The sequence below is a fragment of the Nonomuraea solani genome, assembly GCF_900108335.1.
Lineage (GTDB): Bacteria > Actinomycetota > Actinomycetes > Streptosporangiales > Streptosporangiaceae > Nonomuraea > Nonomuraea solani.
The window spans coordinates 270,640-290,822 of record NZ_FNVT01000002.1; the positions used below are offsets into that span (position 1 = coordinate 270,640).

Consider the following 20,183-nt stretch of genomic DNA (forward strand, 5'->3'; position numbering starts at 1 on the left):
CGTACCAGGTGATGCCTGATCTTCGTCGGAGGACCTGAAGGAGATCGGCTACAGCTTCAAGATCCTGGACCGACTGGCCTGACAACGCGAAAGAGCCCCGTCCGCCTCCCGAAGGAGGCGGACGGGGCTCCCGGTCTGTTCCAAGCGTTGATCAGCGGCGCCGGTGGTGTCCATCCAGGCACGGCGGCCCTGGTGGCCTCAACGTGGCAGGGCCCGCTCGTTAGACGGCTGGCCGGAAATTGGGTGCTGGACGGCGGCGCGGTGCCGAGAGGGTTGCCGCAACCCACCGTTGATCTGCTGGTCATGCCTGATGGGGCGTGCCGGCTGGCCGGACCAGAGACGCGTGGCCGGCAGGGGACGCTGCCCGAGGGCGGGCCACTGGTCGGGGTGCGGCTGCGGCCGGGGACGGTGACCGGGCTGTTCGGGGTCGCGGCCGATGAGGTGCCGCTGGCCGGGGCGCCCATTGAGGTCGGGCACCTGGGTGGGTCGGTGACCGAGCGGTTGGCCGGGGCGCTGGCCCTGGTGCGGACGCGGGCCGGGCGATGCCGGGTCGACGAGCGGATGCCCGTCGTACTGGCGGCCATGCATGCGAGGCCAGGTGCGCCGGCATGCCGCCCAGGCCGGGTTGTCCGGGCGGCAACTACGGCGGCGTTCGGGGTGGCGATCGGGCTGCGGCCCAAGTCCTACGTACGGGTGGTTCGGCTGCACCACGCGCTCGCCGCCGCGCACGCCGCGCCGGCCAAGGGCGAGCGCCCGGACTGGGCGGCATCGAGGTTTCCTCTGCATCCGGAGAGCAGGCCGCCTGCTTCGCGGCTTCGGCGTCGAGGCGCCGGTGAGTTCGATGGTGTATGTGAACTCGGTGGTGGCCCGGTTCAGCCGGCGTTCGATCGCTGCGCTGCCCTCATAGGTGTCGTCGTCGATCACCGTGCCGAGCCGGCGGATCGGGCCGACCGCCTTCGCGGCGAGCTGCGGCGGGCACAGGTCAATGGCTACCCGTCGCTGATCCTCCAGCTCAACAGCGAGGTCGACACCGTCGTGGCGAGCTGACGATCGAGGCGTTCGCCCGGGCCGGCCGGCTGTCCGTCATGGCTCTGCGCCTGTACGACGAATTCGGCGTGCGGCCCCGGTCCGGCCGCCCCGCCGCCGGGGGCCGCGGCGAGCTACTCCGTGTGTGGCGGCCGAGCGGGCAGAGATCACGCGCGTGATGCTGTGGCCAGGTCACAGACGATGTGGACGAAGGCGCGGACGCGGGTGTTCTCGGCGGCGGCCGGCCACAGCAGGCCGTATTCGATGGGCGGGGCATCGCGGTACGGGACGTAGGTGACGCCGGGGTGGGAGAAGTAGTGGGCGGCGCGGGCGGCGGCGGTGGATACCACCTTGCCTGCGGAGACGTGGGACAGCGTCTCCTGCCAGAAGCCGACCGCTGGGCCCTGCGGGATCGGTCTGCCTGCCGGGGTGTGGCGTGGGTAGTGGTATTCGAGCCAGTACGCCGGAACCTGGCCGGAGATGCTCACGAGGGTCGTCTCGGCGAGGTCTTCCAGGGACACCGACTCGTGGCGTGCCAGCGGGTGGCCGGAGGCGACCATGAGGGCCCGGGGCTCGGTGTAGATCACGGGACCGGTGGTGATGTCGGGCTCGTCGATGGGGAACTCGGTGAGCTGGAGGTCGAGTTCGCCCGCGCGCAGAGGGCCGAGAGGGTCACGGAGCTGTACCTCCTGGATGTGGACCTCGCAGCCGGGGTGGCGTACGCGGAAGACGTCCGCGGCCCTGACCACCAGGTCGCCGCACCATGGCGAGGAGTAGCCGACCCGCAGCACACCGCGGATCCCGCGACCGCTGGCGATCGCCCGGGCCAGCCCTGCCTCGATCTGGTCGCATGCCGGACGCAGGTCGTCGTAGAGCCGGCTGCCGACGGCCGTGAGCCGGACAAAGCGGCTGGTGCGTTCGAACAGCGGCACGCCCACGCGTCGTTCGAGCTGTTTGATGGCCTGGCTGACCCGGCCGGTGGTCACATGCAGGCGCTGCGCGGTGCGGCCGAAATGCAGTTCCTCGGCCAGAACCAGGAACGATTCCAGTTCGACCCGGTCGAGCATCCGGCCCCCGATCGTTGAACGTGGCTAAATGACTGTTCTATTTTGCCTGCTTGTTGGGGCTTTCCGTCATGTCGCACAGTGGATGGCGCAGGTCACCCCTCGGGGCCGGCACCGATCTCCCAGAAAGAACGATCATGGAGAATGACCTGTTCGACTACAGCCCGATCGTCGAGCGTGCGCCGATCCACTGGCCAGGTGGCGCCCGAGTCGCCTTCTACGTGGGGCTCAACGTGGAGCACTTCCTGGTGGATCGCCCGTCCACGAGCCTCAATGAGGCGACCGCGGCGCTGGTGCCTGATCCGCTGAACTACGGCTGGCGTGACTACGGACCGCGCGTGGCCATCTGGCGGATGATCGAGGTGTTCGACCGTCACGGAATTCGTCCGAGCGTGTTACTCAACTCCGATGTCGCCGAGCGCTACCCGCAGATCATCGAGGCAGGCCGGGCTCGGGACTGGGCCTGGCTGGCCCACGGCAAGAACAACTCGACCCTGCAGACCGAGGTGGCCGCCGATGAGCACGCCTACCTGACCGCCGTTGTCGAGACCATCGAGAAGGCCACCGGTCACCGGCCGCGCGGCTGGCTGGGGCCGGCGCTGACCGAAACCTTCCAGACACCCTCGCTGCTGGCCGAACTCGGTTTGAACTACGTGCTGGACTGGACCAACGACGACCAGCCGTACCGGTTGAAGGTGCCCGGGATGCTGAGCGTGCCATACTCCCTTGAGCTCAACGACCTCGGCCTGTTCACGATGCATGCCGTCAGCGGTCCGGACTTCGTCCAGGTGGTCAAGGATCAACTGGATCAGCTTTATGCCGACTCGGCCGACAGTGGCCGGGTGATGGCGCTGGCTCTGCACCCGTTCGTCACCGGCCAGCCGTTCCGGGCGAAGTACCTGGACCAGGCGCTGGAATATGTCGCCGACCACCCCGGCGTGTGGCTGACGACCAGCGACGAGATCGCCGAGCACTACGCACGCACAACCGCCATGACACCATGACCGCCGCGTGTGCCTCATGCTCCGCTTTCGGCGTGAGATCCTGACACGTCTTGCCGGTTGACCGCCGGGGTGATGTCGTTGTGGTCGACGAGGTCGACCGCCCGGTCAGGGATCCGCCCTTTGTGCTGCAGGGCCCGCATCGCCCGCCACTGGCCGTAGACGTCGCCGTAGGGCTGGTGCATCAGGTACAGGTCGAGGTAGTCCAGGCCGAAGTCTCGAACGCCCGCCGGGTGTGCTCTTCGGCGGGGTTGTCCTGGACCCAGAGTTTGGTGGCGAAGACCCCGAACCCCAGGATCGGCATCTGGACGCCGTTGTTCAGAATGACGCTCTGCATGAGGCTCCTCCTCGTGTGATCGGTGGCGCCCACTCGGGCCGGAAGTCAGGTCCTCGCGGGTCGGGATGGGTCGGCCGCGACGGCGTGCCGGGCCGGCGGCCTCCCTAGTGGGGCTCGGCGTTCGCAGGCTTTACTGGAAATAGGTGGGCGTGCGAGGCACGTACGGCTCCTCCAGGGCGCGCAGTTCGTCGTCGGTGAGCGCGATCTTCAGCGCGGCCGCCGCGTCGGCGAGGTGGTGCGGCTTGGTGGGGCCGGCCAGAACGGAGGCGACGACCGGATTGCGCAACACCCAGGCGAGCGCGATCTGCGCCATCGGTACGCCGCGGTCAACGGCGATCCTCTCCGTGGCGTCGACGATCGCCTTGTCGCTGTCGAGATACAGCGGGTTGCCGAACATGTCGACCTTCGGGTTCTGCCTCGCCCGCTCGGTGCTCTGATCCCCCCACGGGCGCGCGTTGATCCCGGCGTTCAGCGGACTCCACGGGATCGAGCCCACGCCCTGGTCGGCCAGCAGGCCGAACATCTCTCGCTCCTCTTCGCGGTGGGTGAGGCTGAATTGGTCCTGCATGGAGATGAACTTCGTCCAGCCGTGCAGCTCGGCCACGGACTGCATCTTGGCGAACCGCCAGGCCCACATCGATGAGGCGCCGATGTAGCGCACCTTCCCGGACTTGACCACGTCGTGCAGCGCTTCCATCGTCTCGGTGACGGGGACGTTCGGATCGAAGCGGTGGATCTGCATCAGGTCGATGTAGTCGGTGCCCAGTCGTCGCAGCGACGCGTCGGTCTGCTCGATGATCGCCTTGCGCGACAGCCCAGAACCGCCGGGGCCGTCGTGCATCGGCCCCCACTGCTTGGTCGCCAGCACGATCTGCTCGCGGGTCGTGTACTTCCTGATCGCACGCCCGACGATCTCTTCGCTGGTGCCCATGCCGTAGACGTTCGCGGTATCCCAGAACGTGATGCCCAACTCCAGTGCCTGCCGGAAGATCGGCTCGGCCGCGTCATCGTCGAGGGTCCAGCTTCGCCCCGGGGCGGGCCGGCCGAAGCTCATGCACCCGAGCGCGATTCGGCTGACCTTCAGGCCCGAACTGCCGAGCAGTGTGTAATCCATCAGATGGCCCTTTCAGTGATTTGAGTAGCGGCCAGACCGTTGAGGGCGATGTTCGCCCTCGCGTCCCGCATGCCACGTCCCCACGCTAGACACGTCCGAAGCGCAGGTGAGAGTCCCTGTCATTGCCCCCCAGCCTCCACGCCAGCAGCCGGGACTGAGTTTGGCTGGATTGCGCGCCACCGCCGTGACGTCATGACCGGTGGCGATGGCTTGGGCCAGAACGTGCTGCCCGATACGGTCGGTCGGTCCGAATCCTTTGCGTGCATCGTGGTCTGCAGGTAGGCGAACGTGGTGGACCCAGTCGTGCGGCCTCGGCCAGGCGGGCCATGGCCGGGGCCGGTAGCGGTGCCATATCCGGTCTCCGGACGGACTATTTGAAGGCCGCGATGTTGCGCACCGCCCACTCGGCGAAGGCGCGGGGTGGACGGCCGAGGATCCGCTCGACGTCGGGGCTCACCCGCTGCTCGGCGGCGGACGGTGCGCCGAGGGCGCCGAGGGTGGCCTCAACGACCGGTTCGGGCATGTATGCCAGCATCTGGTTCCGCGCCTCCGCGCGGCTTTGCTCAATGAACCTCACCGACTCGCCCAAGGCGTCCCCGATCGCCGTGGCCTGCTGCCGGGGTGAGACCGGTGCCGGTCCGGTCAGCGTGTAGATGTTGCCCTCGTGGCCCGGCTCGCGCAGAGCGACGGCGGCGACCTCGGCGATGTCGGCCGGGTCGATGGCCGGGACCGCGACGGCGCCGAACGGCGCCCGGACCACCCGGTGCGCGCGGACCGAATCGGCCCACTGGAACGCGTTGGAGTCGAAGTTGCCCGGCCGCAACATCGTCCATTCCAGACCCGACCGCTTGACGGCATCTTCCAGATGCGAGGGGTGGCGTTGCGTTCCTACACCATGGGAGGACAGCAACACGACCCGCCGGACGCCGGCCGTCCGCGCGACGTTCATGACGTCACCGAGATCGCCGTTCGCCATGAAGTCGGGGGAGGTCAGCACGAACAGCGCTTCGGCTCCTTGGAGGGCGGGCTTGAGACTCTCCGGCTCGGCCAGGTCGGCCTGCTGGTGCCGCACCCCCACCGGCACGTCTGAGATCCTTCGTGACACCGCCGTCACCTGCTCGCCGGCCGCGACAAGCGCCTGCACGAGCGGCCGCCCGACGTTGCCCGTGGCTCCGGTCACCACAATCATGTTCACTCCCAGTTGTCGACGCCCTTTGTGGACTCGATGGAAGCTACTGGTGCCGAGATAGTAGGTACCTAGACGAAAGTAATAGGAGGAAGGACTCATTGTGACCAGCGACACAGCCTGAACGACCCCTGTCGACGTCGCCCCGGAACAGGCGTGCCCGATCGCCCCGGTGGTCGGCATCGTCTTCAGCCGCTGGACCACTCCCATCCTTTGGGTGCTCAATGAACACGGGCGGCATCGGTTCGTGGAGCTGGAACGCCGTATCACCACGATCACGCCCAAAGTGCTGACCGAACGGCTACGGCAACTGGAACGCGACGGACTCGTCGTGCGCACCTACCACCCCGAGGTTCCGCCGCGGGTGGAGTACGAGATCAGCGAATTGGGACGAAGCCTGGCGCCGCTGTTCGCAGCACTCGGCGAGTGGTCGATCAACCTGGGCAAGGTCGAGCAGGCCCGGCAGGACTACGATGCCAGGGAACCGGTCCGCAGCCGCCGAACCTGACCCGATGGGTTCACCGGAACATGGGCTGGCGCAGAATGCGCGCCAACGTGACTACGGCCGGCGGCTAGGATTCGGCGGTCGGGGAGGGCACCGGAATGCTGTATTCAGCCATGTGAGTGATGGCCCCGGCCTGGACATCGAACACCTGCACCCAGTCACTGGTCACCGCGATGCCCTGTTGTTTCAGGCGCGCGGTCTCCGACCCCTGGACGACCACCGTTGTGGCGCTCGGCAGGATGCGGTGGACGGAGAAGTCCTGCAGGTCAGCCTGTTGGGATATGTCCATCAAGAACGAGCGGACCTCGGCCTTCCCGCGCCGCGTGAGTCGTTGGGGGGACGGCCCGCCGCTGAGGTAGGTGTACTGGACGTCGTCGGCCAGCACGAGTTCCACCGCCCCGAAGTCACCCGCGAGGAAGGCGTCGTACAGGGCGGTCACGGCTTCTTGTGGGGAACGCTCGACACTCATGTTCGTCTCCTTCATGTGGTCGGGGTGTGGTTGTGGGCCGGTCCGCACCACCGGGATAACGCGGTGCGGACCTCGTCGGGATGATCTTTGGTGCCCTCGTCTGCGGCCCAGGCGACGTATCCGTCGGGTCTGACCAGCATCACCGCCGGGATCGCGGAGTCCGCTGTCTCGGCCAGGCGCGCGGTGTCGAGACGATCGGCCCGGTCGCCGGTGTCCAGTGGCTTGGTGTCGCCGCGCTGGACCAGCAGGAACCGGCCGGGGCGCAGTGCCTCGTACAGGCGACCGGTGGATAGCGGGGCATCGGCGACTCGGCGGCCTTCCCAGGCGTGCGCGTGGCCGGGGTCTTGCGGTGGATAGGCGATGGACAGGCCCGCCACGCGTCGGCGCAGCGTGTCGCTGATCGCGGGTATGGCGAGCGCGCCTCGCGCCAGGAAGGGGCGGATGGCCCGGATGGGGGCCGGAGCCACGCTGATGCGCTGGAGCAGGTCGGTGAGGCGCAGGGCGGCCGCACCGACGGGATGGCGTTCGGGGTGGTAGGAGTCCAGCAGCCAGGGCGCGGCCCAGCCGTGGACCGCGGCGGCGATCTTCCAGCCCAGGTTCATCGCGTCCTGGATGCCGGTGTTCATACCGAGGGCGCCGAGCGGAGAGTGAACGTGGGCGGCATCGCCGGCCAGGAACACGCGCCCCTTGCGGTAGGCGTCCGCCTGGCGGCGCTCACTGCGGAAGCGGGTCGACCATCGCATTTCACGCACGCCGAGGTCGTGACCCGCCAGCCGGTTCAGCGACGCGGCCACCTCCTCGATGCCTAAAGGCTCGTCGAGCGGCACATCCTGGCGCCGGCGGTCCCAGATGACCGCGCGTACCCAGCCGTCGCCGAAGGGCGGCATCAACACCATGCCGTCCCGTCCCACGAAGGTCCGCACAGCCATCACGTCGGCGTCGGCCAGGCGGAGATCGGCGAGCAGGATGTGCGTGGCGTAGGTGGACCCGGAGAACCCCACGCCCATGCTCCGCCTGACCTGGCTGTGGGCACCGTCGCAGCCGACCACGTAGCCGGCCCGCTCCGTTCGCGTGCCGTCAGCTCCTTCGATGGTCGCCTCGACGCCGTCGCCGTCTTCCCGCACGTCGACGACCTTGGCACCGCGTACGATCTCCACTCCCAGCGCGCGGGCCCGTTCGGTCAGCATGGCCTCGGTACGTGCCTGCGCGACGATCAGGACGTAGGGGAACCGGCTTTCCGGGTGCCGCATCGGCAGCCGTACCGATGCCCGGCCGAAGGTGGGCCGGATCTCGGCGACCTGGATTCCCTGCGTCACCAGCGGGTCGGCGAGCCCGCGCATGTCGAGCTGTTCCAGTGTCCGCGCGTGCACCCCGAAGGCGCGGGTGAGGTTCGACTCCTGCGCGCGTTGCTCCACGACACGGCATGCGACGCCCCGAAGGGCCAGTTCGGCCGCCAGCATAAGCCCGGTGGGGCCCGCGCCTGCCACGAGAACCTGGGTGTCAGTCATGGTCGTCTCCCGAGTCGGTCGAAACGGCTGTCGGCTTTGCCGAGGTGGGCAGCACCCGGGCGATGAAGAATTCGGCATGGGCCAGCACGAGCTCGTGTCCGGCCCGCTGCGTGTCCGGGTCGGCTTCGGCGTGCAGGTACAGCAGCCGGACGAACGCGGCCGGTGCGAACAGCTCCCATGCGAGCTGGTCGGGCCTGCCGCGGTCGGGCGGGATGAGGCCGGCGCCGATCCAGTGGGCGATCAGGTGGCTCATCTCCTCCTGGGCGGTCTTGAACGTTGAGATCACCTGAAGGTGGCTGTCGCCGATGGCCCTGACCAGGACGCTGGTCAGCAGGCGGTTGCGGGGCTCTGTCCAGGCGGTCACCAGGTTCCTGGCCAGGGCGCGCAGGAAGGCGGCGGGATCGTGTGCCGCCAGCGCGGGATCCACCTGTGCGCGCTGGCTTTCGAACAGCCCGACGCCGGCCTGGAACAGCACCTCCTCGAAGATCGCCTGCTTGTTCGCGAAATGCCGGTACAGGACGCTTTCGCTCAGCCCGGTGGCCTGGGCGATGGCGCGTACCGAGGTGCCGCCATAGCCGTGCCGGGCGAACAGGTCCAGCGCCGCTTCGATCAGCGCGCCCTTGGTGTCCTGGGCCTCGGACTTGGGCGGGCGTCCCGGCCGCCGGGGCCGTTGAGGTTCCGTGCTCACGGCTGAAATATATGTGATCGATCGCTTACTTTTCTAGCCCATTGCGATCTGTGACTCACATCACCGGCTGGTCGGCGGCGCATTTCCGCAGCCGAGGAGGGCCGCCTCGCCTCTGGCGAAGTCTCCGCACCAGGTCCAGATCATGAGCCGCGATGTGGTGATGGATGTCGGCACAGATGAGGCGTACTTGTTGCCACAATGGACAACAAGGAAAATGGACACCCCGGGTGCGTACTGCAGTCGCGGCTGATAGAGGTGCAGCAGCATCCGATCGATTGCTTCGACCTCGAAGACCACGTGATCGGACATCACATCGGCGACGGAACGCGGTAGCGTCAGATGAGCTCTAGCCGGACAACTCAGCCCGCAAAGGTCACCCGAACCGCGATATTCGGGCACATGGACGGGCACCCCGGCAGTGGTCGGCTTCGGAAGTCCTTCGGAGGTTGACGTGAGAGTCGATCGTGTGGGCGGGCTGGCTTCAACGGTCAGCCTTGGTCAGGTATGGGTCGCACATGAAGTCGAGGGAGTCTTCTGGGCTGCCGGTGAACCCAAGCTGGTCTTCGTAGCCGCCTTTGCGCGCCGAGTAAATGGCCACTCCCCAGCGGTCGGCTGACCTGTCATAGCGCAGGCGCATCGACGGCAGGACATCACCGTCGATCAATTTCACGCTGACGTAGCCATACGACGCGCGAAAGCGCACGTAAACCATGGCCAGTTGGGGCCAACTCTTTCTGGCGTGCTCGCGGAGCCGCTGGCGCAGGAAGGTCTTGGCGGAGGCGGGGATGACGGACATGGCCGCCATCTTGCCGGTCAAGCGTGTCGCATGACCACCACCAGCACAGGTCAGGGCTCTGGGAGCGGCGTCCTGCTGGTGACCGACCCCTGCTATGGTGACAGGCATGATCCAGAAGTTCATCCGTCTTCGTAACAGCTGACGCGGTCTGCCCGCCGGTCGTTCAGCGACCAGCGCCAGTTGAGGCGACCCCGCAGACAGGTGCCACAGCACAAGCAGCGCACCACAGGGAGCTCGCCCGCCGCCGACCGCCGGCTTCATTTCACGGCTTGTCCTGCTGCGTTCTCGTCCGGCAGCCGCATGCCGTTCCCCGGCAATGCAGGCATGTTCGCCATGCCTTTCATCGAAACGGACTGTTCTTCATGCGATCCATCTCCAACCACTCGTCGTCGCCTACGTTCGTGCTGGTCCACGGCTCCGGCACGAGTTCCTTCATGTGGGCTCCCGTCCAGCGCGAACTGGCGTTGCTCGGCCACCGCAGCTTCGCCGTCGATCTGCCGGGCCATGGCCTCGACGCGCAGTACCCGCTCGCCTTCCAGGCCCCCCAGGACCTCGACGCGTGGGCGGCCGAGCCGTCCACGCTGGCCGGGGTCACCCTGCGGGACAACGTCGACGCGGTTGTCGACGTGGTCCGACGCGTGGCGGAGCACGGGCCCGTGGTGCTGGTGGCGGCCAGCCTCGGCGGCGTCACCATCACCGGTGTGGGCAACGCCATCCCCGAACTGGTGGATCGGCTCGTCTACATCTCCGCCTGGTCGTGCGTGCAACGCGCCAACCCGATCGAGTACATGCAGGAGCCGGAGTTCGCCGACAACCTGATGGGCCCGCTGTACGCGTTCAACGTCGGCGACCCCGCACAGCTCGGTGTCGGCCGGGCCAACTACCGCACCGCAGACGTGGAACTGCTCAACGCGCTCAAGGCCGCGACCCTGGCGGACGTCACCGACGAGCAGTTCCGTGCCTTCCTCAACATCCTGCAGCCGGACGAGTCGATCGCGGTGATGACGGCCGACGCCCGCGTCGACGCCGGCACCTGGGGCACGATCGCCCGCACCTACATCCGCCTCACCGGCGACCGGGCCCTCCCGGTGGCCATGCAGGACAGGCTGATCGCCGAAGCGGACGCCCTGACGCCCGGCAACCCGTACGACGTGCACACCCTGGACACCTCACACGTGGGGTTCCTGTTCAGGGCCGATGAGGTGGCCGCCATTCTGGACAAGGCGGCGATCTAGCAAGGCCGGGTACGGCTTGGCGGCCGGGCCGCCAAGCCGTACCGGCAGCAGTTGGCGGACAAGGAACGCTGCAGCAGCCCGTACGGCCACGTGCACGGCGCATGCAACGCATGCCGCAGACCTACCTTGCGCCTGAATGCCTTGATCCGGCACCCCAGCGAGCATCCACCACGTGGGCCGACTTCCTGCGTTCCAAGGTGTCCACGTTCAAGGGGAAAGGCCAGGGAAAGGCCCCAAGTTCGACGCGGGCGCCCGATCGGCCCAGTCCGGCTTTGGCCGTCCGACCTGACGCCGCAGCACCGCCACCTCATGACGCAACACCATGATCTCTGCATCCTTCGACGCCTGGCCGCGGCCCAGCAACATCAGCCAGCCGAACACCCGGAGCATGATCAGATAGAGCAGGCGGACAAACACAAGACGCAATCTTGTCTGCAGGTACGGAACCCGTCAAACCACAGGTCAGCCATCGTGGCTGCATTTGACGCGGAACAGGCCAGCCAGCGAGGAACGAGAACTGTTCAACCCGGCAAAGGTGCGCACGACGCGCTACCGCTACCGAGGATCAGTCATCCCCTCGCCCTGGCCGAGCAAGACATGAGGCCACTCAGAGCGACACTGCACGGGGCTTGTGGAGCGCCCGGTGCCTTGAGAGGGGCACGCCGGGCGCGGGAAACGGCCCAGGGAAACGGACCGATCGAGAGACCGGAACCGCGCCCTGGGTCGATTTCACCATGATCGAGTTGGCCGGGCCATCGTCCGCTCCGTAGAGGAGTTGACGGACAGGAGCGGGCGAGCCGTTGACCGACTCCAGGCAACGCCTGAGCTTGTCCGCAGCTTCTTCCGGGACCGCGACCTGCTCTACATCACGTCGCCTGTAACTGAGGCGGTCGTCTGGGGGAGGCGAGCTGGGCGAGTAGTGCCGGCATGCGCTCCGGTTCGATGGGCAAGCCCGCCCGCAGGCTCGCGTACTCCGCGCCGGGTCCGCCGAGCTCGATGAGCTCGCCCCAGCAGTGTTCGAGCTCCTCTCTGGCCTGCCGAAGCCGGTCGTGGTCGCCCGCGGCCCGCGCGTCCTGGTAGCGCGCTCGGGCCTCCTGCTCGCGCGTCATCAGCGCGTCGTCGCCCGGCGTGGGAACGGTCTCGCCGAGCAGCTCGCTCAGTGCCCTGGACTTCACCGTGCGGACGACGTGGGCCGCGAGGTCGCCCGGCTCAGGTTGCACGCCGGGCGGCACCGGCTGGGTGGCCAGCGTGGCCAGGTGGTCGATCACGAGCTCGGCGGACCTCTCGGCGGCGCCTCGGGCCGCGCCGCGCAGTTCGTCGTCGATGATGGCGAAGTGCACCGTCTGCAGGTGGTCGAGGGCGGCGATGAGATGACCCGCGGCCGGGTACGGGTCGAGCCGGCGGAGTGCGAGGCCGAGCAGTTCGTGGAACTGGGCGCTCATCGCGAAACCTCCGCGCTTCTCCGTGCGCTCGATCCACTCCTCGATGACCATGGTGTCGGGGATCTCGACCCTGAAACCGTCCGGCTGGGCGATGCCGATGATGCCCCGGGCGAGCCGGTCTTGGCCGGGGGCAGGGACGCTCCCGTTGATGAGCTCGCGGAGGATCCAGGGATTGCTCAGGAAGGAGCCGGGCTGGAAGTGGGCGGCGGTCACCTCGCCGCGCAGGAGCCGGCCGTAGTCGGTGGGGTTGCGTGAGAGGCGCATCTCATGCCTCCCGACGCTGCTCCGGATGGTGTCCGCGTCGGCGACGATCGTCTCCACTCCCATCGTCGTCGTGCCGGGCTGGGCGGGTGGCAGGGCGGCGGCCCGCCGTAGGAGCTCTTCGGCGGACCGGAGGTCGCCGTAGGAGGCGTGCATCAGTGCGGCGGTCACGGCGATCTCCCGGCGCACCTCGGGGTGCACCCGCTCGTCCGTCGTGGCGCGCAGCACCCCGGCGTCAGCCTCGGCCAGCGGCACCGTACGCCGCGCGGTCGGCCGTCGGGGATCGACGCCTGGAAAGGTCGTGATGATGTTCACCAGGACCATCGCCTCCGCGTTGACCGCCCCGGTGTCCCGGTACAGCCGCGCGGCGGTCCAGTACTCCATGACCGACTCCTCGTGGCGGCCGTGCAGGCGGTTGGCCAGCCCGCGGACGGTGTGGAGATAGCAGCGGTACGCGGCGTAGGTGGAACGCAGGGGCTCTTTGGCCGTCAGCAGCCACGGGTAGGTGCTGTCGGCCAGGTCGAGCAGGGACAGGGCCTCGTCCGCCCATCTGAGCGCGACGTCCAGCAGCGGCGGGCGGCCCTCGGCTCGCTCGAAGGGCAGCCAGAGCGTGTCGTCGACGTCGCCTAGAGCCGTCTTCTCACTCTCGTCGGTCATGACCTCCACGAGCTGGAGGGCGGAGTTGGCGTGGATGTTCCACAAGCGCTCGAGCTGCCGAGCCTTGCGCTGGTGCTCCGGCCGCAGCCGATTGCGGGCGAGGCGGATCCGCTCCATGACACTCAGTGCCCTGCCGAGGTCGTCGGACCAGGCGAGCCGGAGCTGTTCGCGGCGCAGCCACACGGAGAACAGATAGTGCGCGGCGTCGAGGCGGTCGATGGTGTGGCGGATGGGGACCTCGATCCGGCGTTCGGCGTAGCGCGTGGAGAAGAGCACGAGGGCGATGGTGGAGCCGATCAGGGCGCCGAGGTCGTCGTGGAAGACGCCCGCCGCCGTCACGCAGAACCAGGCCAGGCCCAGCTCCGCCCCGTACAGGCCGGAGAACCTGTCGCGGTTGAGCCGCATGCCCGCGGGGGCCTTGATGAGCGTGACCTTGGCCAGCGAGCCCCTGCCGACCAGCAGGTACACGAACTTCACGACCAGCATGGCCGCCGCCACGCACACCGTGCCCAGCACGAATCCCAGCACGCCGGCCGGCCACGTCCGGACGAACCAGGCTCCCGCCGGCCCCAGGGCGAGCAGCGTCATGCCGAGCAGCCAGATGACCGCGCCCAGCCAGATCTGGCCGCGGTGCCAGCGGGTCAGCCCCGCCGTGGTGACGCCCACCAGGCCGAAGTGCGGGCGGATCAGCAGCACGTACATGATGAGTAGGGTGATCAGGGCGGTAGGCCACGAGCGGGCGTGCACCCAGAGGGCGGTGATCGGCGCGATCGGCGCCAGGATGCAGAACGTCTTGGCGATCCGCGCCTTCGCCAGCGGCCAGGGCAGCGCCCCGACGACCCAGCCGGCCAGCAGCGGGATCGTCCACCAGGACAGATCGGCGAACGGCATGCCGCCTGTCACCATCGCGGCGCCGGCGGCCAGCGCCGCCAGGCAGCCGAGGAGCCCGAGCGCCAACCCCAGCGCGGCCACGCATGTCAGCGCGCCCGGTCCGGCCCGCAACACCGCGGTGTACGGCTCGACGGCCAGCAGGCCGACCAGCGCCCACCACACGACCCGGCCCGGCCGGAAGGTGGCCACCACCGCACCCTCCTGCCGCACGCGCAGAGCCAGATCGGCGTTGACGAATGTCTTCTCGATGAACTCCGGATACCGGAAGAACCTGAGGTTGACACGCATGAGTCCCTCCCTACGGGAGTTCGAGCACAAGGTGGACGGTGCCGTCGGGCAGGGCGGCCGTGAGCGCGGCAAGCTGGTCGCGGGTCACGGCCAGGACGACGCCGCGCTCGCCCAGCACGTCGAGGACCACGGCGCCTGAGGCGGTGACAGAGGCCTTTTCCCGGTTCTTCGGGACGACGTGGATCGTGATGATCCCTCCCCGGCCCAGCGCGGGTATGACCGTCACCTGGGGCGGCCCGAGCGCGAGGGCGGAACGTCTCGTAAGGCGCCCGCTGGGCAGAGGCGGCCCGAGCTCGCCAGGCGCGATCGGCGACTTCGCCGCGATCGGCCGGAGCGTGTACCGGCCGAGCAGGCGGTCGGCGGCGGCACCGGTCACGTCGCCGGCGGCGAGCACGTGGTAGGCGGGCAGGTCGCGGGCGGCGGCGCCGGACCCGGAGGACCGCCCGACCGCGGTGACGCTGAGGACCGCGCACCCGAGGAACACCACGGCCAGGAGGGCGACGAGCACCGGGCGGGTGCGCGAGCGCCGCACCCGGGAGGGCGGTATCGGCCTGGTGGCCACGCTGGGCGGCCGCTCGATCTCCGGCGGAGGTTCGGACGCGGACGGGGGGAGCGGCGTGGGCTCCGACTCGCCGCCTTCGGGAGCCGGGGGCAGCCCCTTGGGGTAGCCGAGGTGGGCGGCCCGGTCGGTGCTGACGCTGCCGCGCATCCACATCTGGTCGAGCGCGGTCCACTGCTTCAGCTCGGCGTCGAAGTCAGCGGGACGGTCGAGCCCCATGGCGTCCAGCAGCAGCCAGCGGTGCACGTCGAACGCCGCCCGGTAGAGCTGCCCGTACGGCTCGGCGGCGCGGATCGCCGCCCGGTAGCCGCCCCAGGCGACCAGCAGGCCGCCGGACAAGCAGAGGAACGCCCCGTACCAGGGCAGCAGAAACGCGCCCAGCAGCCCTCCGACGACCGCGAACGCGCCGCCGAGCGCACTGATCGTGATGGCGTGCTCCAGGTCCGCGGTGGCCAGGGCGAACGCCTGCCGAAACGCCTCCGGCAGCACCGGGTAGAGGCGCGGCCAGGCGGTGGAGGAGTCGAGGCGGTAGCGGTCGGCGCTGTGCTCGGCGGCACCCCGCAGGATGTTGCCGAACGTGGTCGGCATGAGCTGCCGTTCGCTCACGGGGTAGGAGGCCCACCGATCATCCTCCTCCGTGAGCCACTGGAAGAACACCCGGTGCCGGCGGGTGAGCCGCCCTGCCAGCCACTCGCCGCCGGGCAGGTCGCGCCATTCGCCCTGATACCGCTTGATCAGGGCGGGCAGCCGCGCGGCGAACAGCTGAGCCGACAGCAGCACCAGCACCAGCGCCAGGAGGGCCAGCAGGACGCGTAACTCGGCGTTCAGGCCGGTCCACCAGCGCAGGGTCTCCGTCCAGCCGACGCCCGCGGCGATCAGCGCGCCGAGTGCGGACAGGAAGAACAGGATCGGGATGAGCACGGTGGAGAACAACCGGCGATCGAGGGCGCCGAAGAGCGCGTCGAACAGGCCACCCACGTCAGCCCGCCCCGTAGAACGGCACGAATTCGTGGCCCGAGACGCAGTCGTAGGTCTGGGTCTGCTGAAAGCGGGCGAAGGTGTTGACCTCCCCGCAGGTCCGGCAGCGGATGCGGAGGGGCGGCGCCAGGGACCGGGGCCGGCCGAGCCCGCCGCCGGCGCCCAACTCGTGAGGGTCGGCCAGCGCGCGGGCCAGCTCGGCGCGGATGACGGACACGGGAACGACGCCGACCGGGCGCTCCCCTAGATCGGTGAGGACCAGCGCGTCGGCGCCGGCGAGCAGCGCGTCCAGCACCTCCTCGGAGTTGAGGACCACCGCGAGCGGGGTGTCCGCGGGGATCGCGATCGCCGGGCCCGGCCCGGTGGGCCCCACCAGGCCGGCGGTGCGGCCCTGCGCGTCCACGAGCACGAACGGCCGCTCTCCCACCTGCTCGGGGACGCTCTGCCCGTGGAGGAAGTCGGCGTCCGCCAGCTCGGAGACCGGCCGCCCCGAGGTCACCTCTCCCATCTCCACCTCTCAGTACCAGTCGCCGACGAGGATGAAAGGAGCCCAGTAGTAGGGGTCCGCGAACACCCGGGACCCGGGCCCGGCGTCGGTGGCGGGCCCGGCGAGCATGATCCGCTTCTGGGCCACCCGCAGCAGCTCCAGGTCCGAAGCGTTCAGGCCGGGTGTCCTAAGCGTGTCGGCGAGGAGGCGCAGCGCCGCCTCGCCGTCGCCGGAGCGGGCGAGCATGCGGGCCTCCTCGCGGGCCAGGGTGGCCGTCGCGGCGGGATCGTCGCCGAGGCGTTCGCGTGATTCGCGGGCATGGGCGAGCACGTCCGCGAGCGTCCGCTCGCACAGCAGGGCCTGCGCCTGCCGCAGCGCCTCGGCCTTGGAGGTGCCGCCGGCCAGGGCGGCGTAGAAGTCGCGCAGCAGCATGCTGGTCGACAGCTCGTCCACGCGCCACAAGGTCACCAGCGCCGACGGCGCGCCCGCGTAGAGCAGGGCGCGGGTCAGCCCGATCAGCTCGTCGCCCGGCCGCCGGTCGCTGACGCCGGTCTCGCACGCGGCCAGCGTCACCAGATCCACGTCGAGAGTCATACCGAGGAGGTCCTGGGCGCTCAGGCGCCCGTCGGCCAGCTCGATGCCGGACCGCATGGGCTCGTCGGGGTCGAAGACGCCGTGCGCGCTGAAGTGCAGGATTGCGGGAGAGGCGTCCTTCGACGCGAGCGCCGCCAGCAGCTCCGCCCGTGAGGCGGTCCTGCCGACCAGCATCCGGATGTGCCCGAGTTGCGACGCGATCGCCCGCGCCTGCTCGCGGGCGAAGACCAGGGGGCGATCGGAGGGCGGGTCCGCGACGATCAGCGCGGAGTCGCGCCGCCGCTCCGTCCTCTTGGCCAGGCAGTACTGCAGCACGGACGCGCTCGGCGTCACCACCACCGGATTCCGGCGAGACAGCGCAATCCCGTCGTCCACGGGCACGGCGTGCAGCGGCAACCGGTGCAGCACGTCGTGCGGAACCAAGTACACCAGGTCCCCCGGCCGCGCCCACCGCGTCACGGGCGCCACCAGCCGGGCCAGCGGCTCCTCACGCAACAGCGCGCCCAGCGCCGGACGGCCCCCGCCCAGCTCCGCCCGGATCCGCTCGGCCAGCGCGCGGACCTCGGCGCGAGAGAAAGGAACGGTGGCCAGATCCGCTTCAGAGGAGTCGGCGGTGATGCCGAAGACAAGGGCGCGCTCGTCGCTCAGGAAGTATTCAACGAGGACGATGCGTGGTGTGCCGCTCGACCCCGTCGCTCCCTGCATGAGACCTCCAGCGTGGTGGATGTCACAACGAGCTATCGATCAGATTGTGACAGCGACCATGCCACGAGGCCATCCGGTATTCGGGGTCGTCCACGGAGGTGCCCCAGGCTTACGGCCGTATCTCCAGGTACGGGGAATCGCGCAAGTCACCAAAGAGCTGCCGGCGTTCTCGACGCTGGACAGCATGGAGTCGACGATCCGCGGCCAGGTCAACGGGCAGACCTTCCAGACGATCTGGCGGCGGCTGAGCGCCGGGGACCGTGCCCGGATCGAGGCGTTGCTGGTGGTCGGGCCGGGCGGCAAGAGCGATCTGGACCGGTTGAAGAAGCCGGCGCGGCGGGCGAGCTGGTCGAAGTTCAAGGAGCAGGCCACCCACCTGGCGTGGGTGGAGGGGGTGTGCGACACCGAGGAGGTGCTGGAGGGTATCGCCGCTTCGAAGGTCGCCGATTTCGCGGGTGAGGCCGATGCGGCCGACGCCGATGTGCTGGCCCGTAAGCCGCGCCACAGCTGGTGGTCCCGGACGTCCCGCAGGACGTCCAGGTCACCAAAGATGACACCGGTAATGAGGCGGCACGAGCGCTCAGTAGGCAAGCTCCCCGATGCCGCCATCGACGCGCAGCACGGTGCCCGCGGTGTAGGCGGACTCCTCCGAGGCGAGATAGACGGCTGCCTTCGCCAGTTCGGTGGCGGTCCCTAGGCGATGGAGGGGCACGGTCCGCCGGAGTTCGTCGTAGATGGCGGCCTGCCGCTCGGGGCCAAGCGACTTGAACGTGTCCGTGAGGGTCGGCCCCGGGCTCAGCCCGTTGACCCGGACACCCCGGTCCTTCAGCTCATAGGTCAGCCCGCGGGAAAGGGACAGCAGGCCCGCCTTGGCGGCACCGTAGACCGCCGCGTTCTCGTGCCCGATGAAAGCCGAGACCGAGCCGACGAGAATGACCGAGGCTTGCCGTGACAAGAGCGGCAGCAAGGCCTTGATCAGGAAAAACGGTCCCTTGAGGTTGGTGGCGACGAGCCTGTCGAATGCCTCCTCGGTCCATTGCTCGATCGAGAGATGGGTGACGTCGGCGGCGTTGCTCATCACGATGTCGAGCTGCGGCCACTCCTCCTGCAGCCGCGCCGCGAGCGCCGCCTGGCCGGGCACGTCGCCGGCGTCGCTGAGGATGGGCAGCAGCGGGCCGTCCAACTGCCGGGCGACCTCATCCAGCCGTTCCCGCGAGCGGCCGGTGATCGCGACAGCCGCTCCCTCGGCGAGGAACTGCCGGGCTGTCTCGAGGCCGATGCCGCTCGTCCCGCCTGTGATCAGTGCGTACTTTCCGTCAAGACGACCCATTGAACTCAATGTCCTCACTCACGCCAAAGGCGCGTCGTTCTGGTAGCGATGACGGGCCGTTCCCGCCATCACGGGGCACCCGCCGCAGGCGGCTCCTGCCTGCGGTCAGGGCTGTGGCCGACGGCTTTCCCCGGCGGACCGAAACACATTTCTTGATCTTCCAGGCCTCGTCCCCGGGAGGCATGAGTGTCGTGGTGGTGGCCGAGTCCCTGTACGGCCCTGGCAGGCCCGGCATGGGAATACAGACGATCGGAGAACGCCCAGGCCGCCTCCGCGTATCGGCGCGTCCGGAATCAGATGGCGGTCCGGCCGCCGTCGGCGGCCACGACGGCGCCGGTGACGTAGCCGGCCTGGTCACTGGCGATGAAGGCGATGACCCGGGCGACCTCGGCCGGGTCGGCGGTGCGCTTCAGCGCGGTCGTCAGGCCCATGCCGCCGAGGTCCGGGCCCATGGCCGCCACCACCTTGGAGGTGGTCATCGGGCCGGGCGCCACGGCGTTGACGCGCACGTTGGAGGCGGCGAACTCGGCCGCCCAGGTGCGGGTCAGGGACTCAAGCGCCGCCTTGGTGGCGCCGTAGACCGCCATCGGCGGCATGCCCAGGGCGGCCGCCGTGGAGCTGACGTTGACGATGCTGCCGCCCCCGCCGGCGGCCATCTTCGGCGCGAGCCGGGCGACCAGGCTGAACGGCGCGCGCACGTTGACCGCGAAGGCGGCGTCGTAGGCGGCGAGGTCCTGCTCGGCGGTCGCGCTGAACGGGACGACACCCGCGTTGTTGACGAGGATGTCCACCGCACCGGCGTCCTCGGCCAACCGCTGCACGGCCTGCGGGTCGGCCAGGTCGGCGGGAATGAAGCGCACGGAGCCGCCCGCGCTCGCCTGCACGTCGTCCACGACCCGGGCGGCGCGCTCCGGGTCGGTGCCGGTGATGATCACGTTGGCCCCGCCGGCGGCGAGGATCCTCGCTGTCGCGTGCCCGAGCCCGCCGATGGCACCCGATCCGGTGATCAGTGCCGCCTTTCCGTTGAAGTCCATGTGGTCCTGCCTCTCGTCCGCCGGCGCG

22 protein-coding genes are annotated in these 20,183 nt (G+C 69.3%); 5 read left to right on the plus strand and 17 right to left on the minus strand.

From position 1 onward, the window contains the following. The first annotated feature begins 303 nt into the window (after positions 1-303). Positions 304-1,047: a hypothetical protein gene (locus C4V41_RS61710; RefSeq protein ID WP_160150204.1), complete on the plus strand. Its 744-nt coding sequence runs from the start codon at positions 304-306 to the stop codon at positions 1,045-1,047. A gap of 146 nt (positions 1,048-1,193) precedes the next feature. Here the strand turns inward: C4V41_RS61710 and C4V41_RS06900 are convergent, their stop codons facing one another. Next, positions 1,194-2,093, minus strand: coding sequence for a LysR family transcriptional regulator (locus C4V41_RS06900; RefSeq protein ID WP_103954939.1), 900 nt, complete (start codon positions 2,091-2,093; stop codon positions 1,194-1,196). Between the two features lie 134 nt (positions 2,094-2,227). On the opposite strand from C4V41_RS06900, the gene C4V41_RS06905 reads away from it, so the two are divergent. Continuing rightward, the gene (locus C4V41_RS06905; RefSeq protein ID WP_103954940.1) at positions 2,228-3,094 is read left to right on the plus strand and encodes a polysaccharide deacetylase family protein; all 867 of its coding nucleotides are present in this window, start codon (positions 2,228-2,230) and stop codon (positions 3,092-3,094) included. Positions 3,095-3,108: 14 nt separating this feature from the next. On the opposite strand, the gene C4V41_RS62790 is transcribed toward C4V41_RS06905, so the two are convergent. The 4 genes from C4V41_RS62790 to C4V41_RS06920 form a co-directional block, all read right to left on the minus strand. Beyond that, complete coding sequence (locus C4V41_RS62790; protein WP_200823806.1) at positions 3,109-3,276, minus strand: hypothetical protein; 168 nt, start codon at positions 3,274-3,276, stop codon at positions 3,109-3,111. Continuing rightward, the gene (locus C4V41_RS62795) at positions 3,276-3,428 is read right to left on the minus strand and encodes a hypothetical protein (protein ID WP_200823807.1); all 153 of its coding nucleotides are present in this window, start codon (positions 3,426-3,428) and stop codon (positions 3,276-3,278) included. The genes C4V41_RS62790 and C4V41_RS62795 overlap by 1 nt, the downstream gene beginning before the upstream one ends. Positions 3,429-3,558: 130 nt before the next feature. Beyond that, entirely contained in the window at positions 3,559-4,542 is a 984-nt protein-coding gene (locus C4V41_RS06915; protein ID WP_103954941.1) for an aldo/keto reductase, read from the minus strand. A gap of 370 nt (positions 4,543-4,912) precedes the next feature. Beyond that, on the minus strand, positions 4,913-5,731 hold the full coding sequence (locus C4V41_RS06920; RefSeq protein WP_103954942.1) for an NAD(P)H-binding protein: 819 nt from the start codon (positions 5,729-5,731) through the stop codon (positions 4,913-4,915). Positions 5,732-5,900: 169 nt separating this feature from the next. Between C4V41_RS06920 and C4V41_RS06925 the strand changes: the two genes are divergently transcribed. Then, entirely contained in the window at positions 5,901-6,236 is a 336-nt protein-coding gene (locus C4V41_RS06925; RefSeq protein ID WP_235029954.1) for a winged helix-turn-helix transcriptional regulator, read from the plus strand. Between the two features lie 64 nt (positions 6,237-6,300). On the opposite strand, the gene C4V41_RS06930 is transcribed toward C4V41_RS06925, so the two are convergent. The 5 genes from C4V41_RS06930 to C4V41_RS06945 all read right to left on the minus strand — a co-directional run bounded on the left by C4V41_RS06930 (position 6,301) and on the right by C4V41_RS06945 (position 9,817). Beyond that, the gene (locus tag C4V41_RS06930) at positions 6,301-6,702 is read right to left on the minus strand and encodes a nuclear transport factor 2 family protein (RefSeq protein ID WP_160150205.1); all 402 of its coding nucleotides are present in this window, start codon (positions 6,700-6,702) and stop codon (positions 6,301-6,303) included. Between the two features lie 11 nt (positions 6,703-6,713). Next, complete coding sequence (locus tag C4V41_RS06935; protein ID WP_103954945.1) at positions 6,714-8,210, minus strand: FAD-dependent monooxygenase; 1,497 nt, start codon at positions 8,208-8,210, stop codon at positions 6,714-6,716. Then, a complete protein-coding gene (locus C4V41_RS06940) occupies positions 8,203-8,898 on the minus strand; it encodes a TetR/AcrR family transcriptional regulator (protein WP_160150206.1) in 696 nt (231 codons plus the stop codon). Before C4V41_RS06940 ends, C4V41_RS06935 begins: the two co-directional genes overlap by 8 nt. 60 nt (positions 8,899-8,958) lie before the next feature. After that, entirely contained in the window at positions 8,959-9,207 is a 249-nt protein-coding gene (locus tag C4V41_RS60620; RefSeq protein WP_146103575.1) for a hypothetical protein, read from the minus strand. A gap of 172 nt (positions 9,208-9,379) precedes the next feature. Continuing rightward, entirely contained in the window at positions 9,380-9,817 is a 438-nt protein-coding gene (locus C4V41_RS06945) for a hypothetical protein (protein ID WP_235029955.1), read from the minus strand. 239 nt (positions 9,818-10,056) lie between these two features. Here C4V41_RS06945 and C4V41_RS06950 point away from each other — a divergent pair, with 239 nt between their 5' ends. After that, complete coding sequence (locus C4V41_RS06950) at positions 10,057-10,929, plus strand: alpha/beta fold hydrolase (protein ID WP_103954947.1); 873 nt, start codon at positions 10,057-10,059, stop codon at positions 10,927-10,929. A 207-nt stretch (positions 10,930-11,136) separates the two neighbouring features. On the opposite strand, the gene C4V41_RS06955 is transcribed toward C4V41_RS06950, so the two are convergent. From C4V41_RS06955 to C4V41_RS06975, 5 genes are all read right to left on the minus strand, one after another. Next, positions 11,137-11,346: a hypothetical protein gene (locus tag C4V41_RS06955; RefSeq protein WP_200823808.1), complete on the minus strand. Its 210-nt coding sequence runs from the start codon at positions 11,344-11,346 to the stop codon at positions 11,137-11,139. Between the two features lie 449 nt (positions 11,347-11,795). Continuing rightward, positions 11,796-14,468: a hypothetical protein gene (locus tag C4V41_RS06960; protein WP_103954948.1), complete on the minus strand. Its 2,673-nt coding sequence runs from the start codon at positions 14,466-14,468 to the stop codon at positions 11,796-11,798. Positions 14,469-14,478: 10 nt separating this feature from the next. Beyond that, the gene (locus C4V41_RS06965; RefSeq protein WP_103954949.1) at positions 14,479-16,005 is read right to left on the minus strand and encodes a hypothetical protein; all 1,527 of its coding nucleotides are present in this window, start codon (positions 16,003-16,005) and stop codon (positions 14,479-14,481) included. Between the two features lies 1 nt (position 16,006). Further along, positions 16,007-16,513 (minus strand): hypothetical protein, encoded by a 507-nt coding sequence (locus C4V41_RS06970; RefSeq protein WP_103954950.1) that lies wholly within the window; start codon positions 16,511-16,513, stop codon positions 16,007-16,009. Positions 16,514-16,522: 9 nt separating this feature from the next. Next, complete coding sequence (locus C4V41_RS06975) at positions 16,523-17,791, minus strand: CHAT domain-containing protein (protein WP_103954951.1); 1,269 nt, start codon at positions 17,789-17,791, stop codon at positions 16,523-16,525. Positions 17,792-17,975: 184 nt separating this feature from the next. On the opposite strand from C4V41_RS06975, the gene C4V41_RS60625 reads away from it, so the two are divergent. Then, positions 17,976-18,488, plus strand: a complete 513-nt coding sequence (locus C4V41_RS60625) for a hypothetical protein (protein WP_146103576.1) — start codon at positions 17,976-17,978, stop codon at positions 18,486-18,488. Here the strand turns inward: C4V41_RS60625 and C4V41_RS06980 are convergent. Continuing rightward, on the minus strand, positions 18,372-19,121 hold the full coding sequence (locus C4V41_RS06980; RefSeq protein WP_103954952.1) for an SDR family oxidoreductase: 750 nt from the start codon (positions 19,119-19,121) through the stop codon (positions 18,372-18,374). The genes C4V41_RS60625 and C4V41_RS06980 overlap by 117 nt on opposite strands. Positions 19,122-19,414: 293 nt before the next feature. Further along, a complete protein-coding gene (locus C4V41_RS06985; protein WP_103955660.1) occupies positions 19,415-20,155 on the minus strand; it encodes an SDR family NAD(P)-dependent oxidoreductase in 741 nt (246 codons plus the stop codon). Positions 20,156-20,183: the final 28 nt, after the last annotated feature.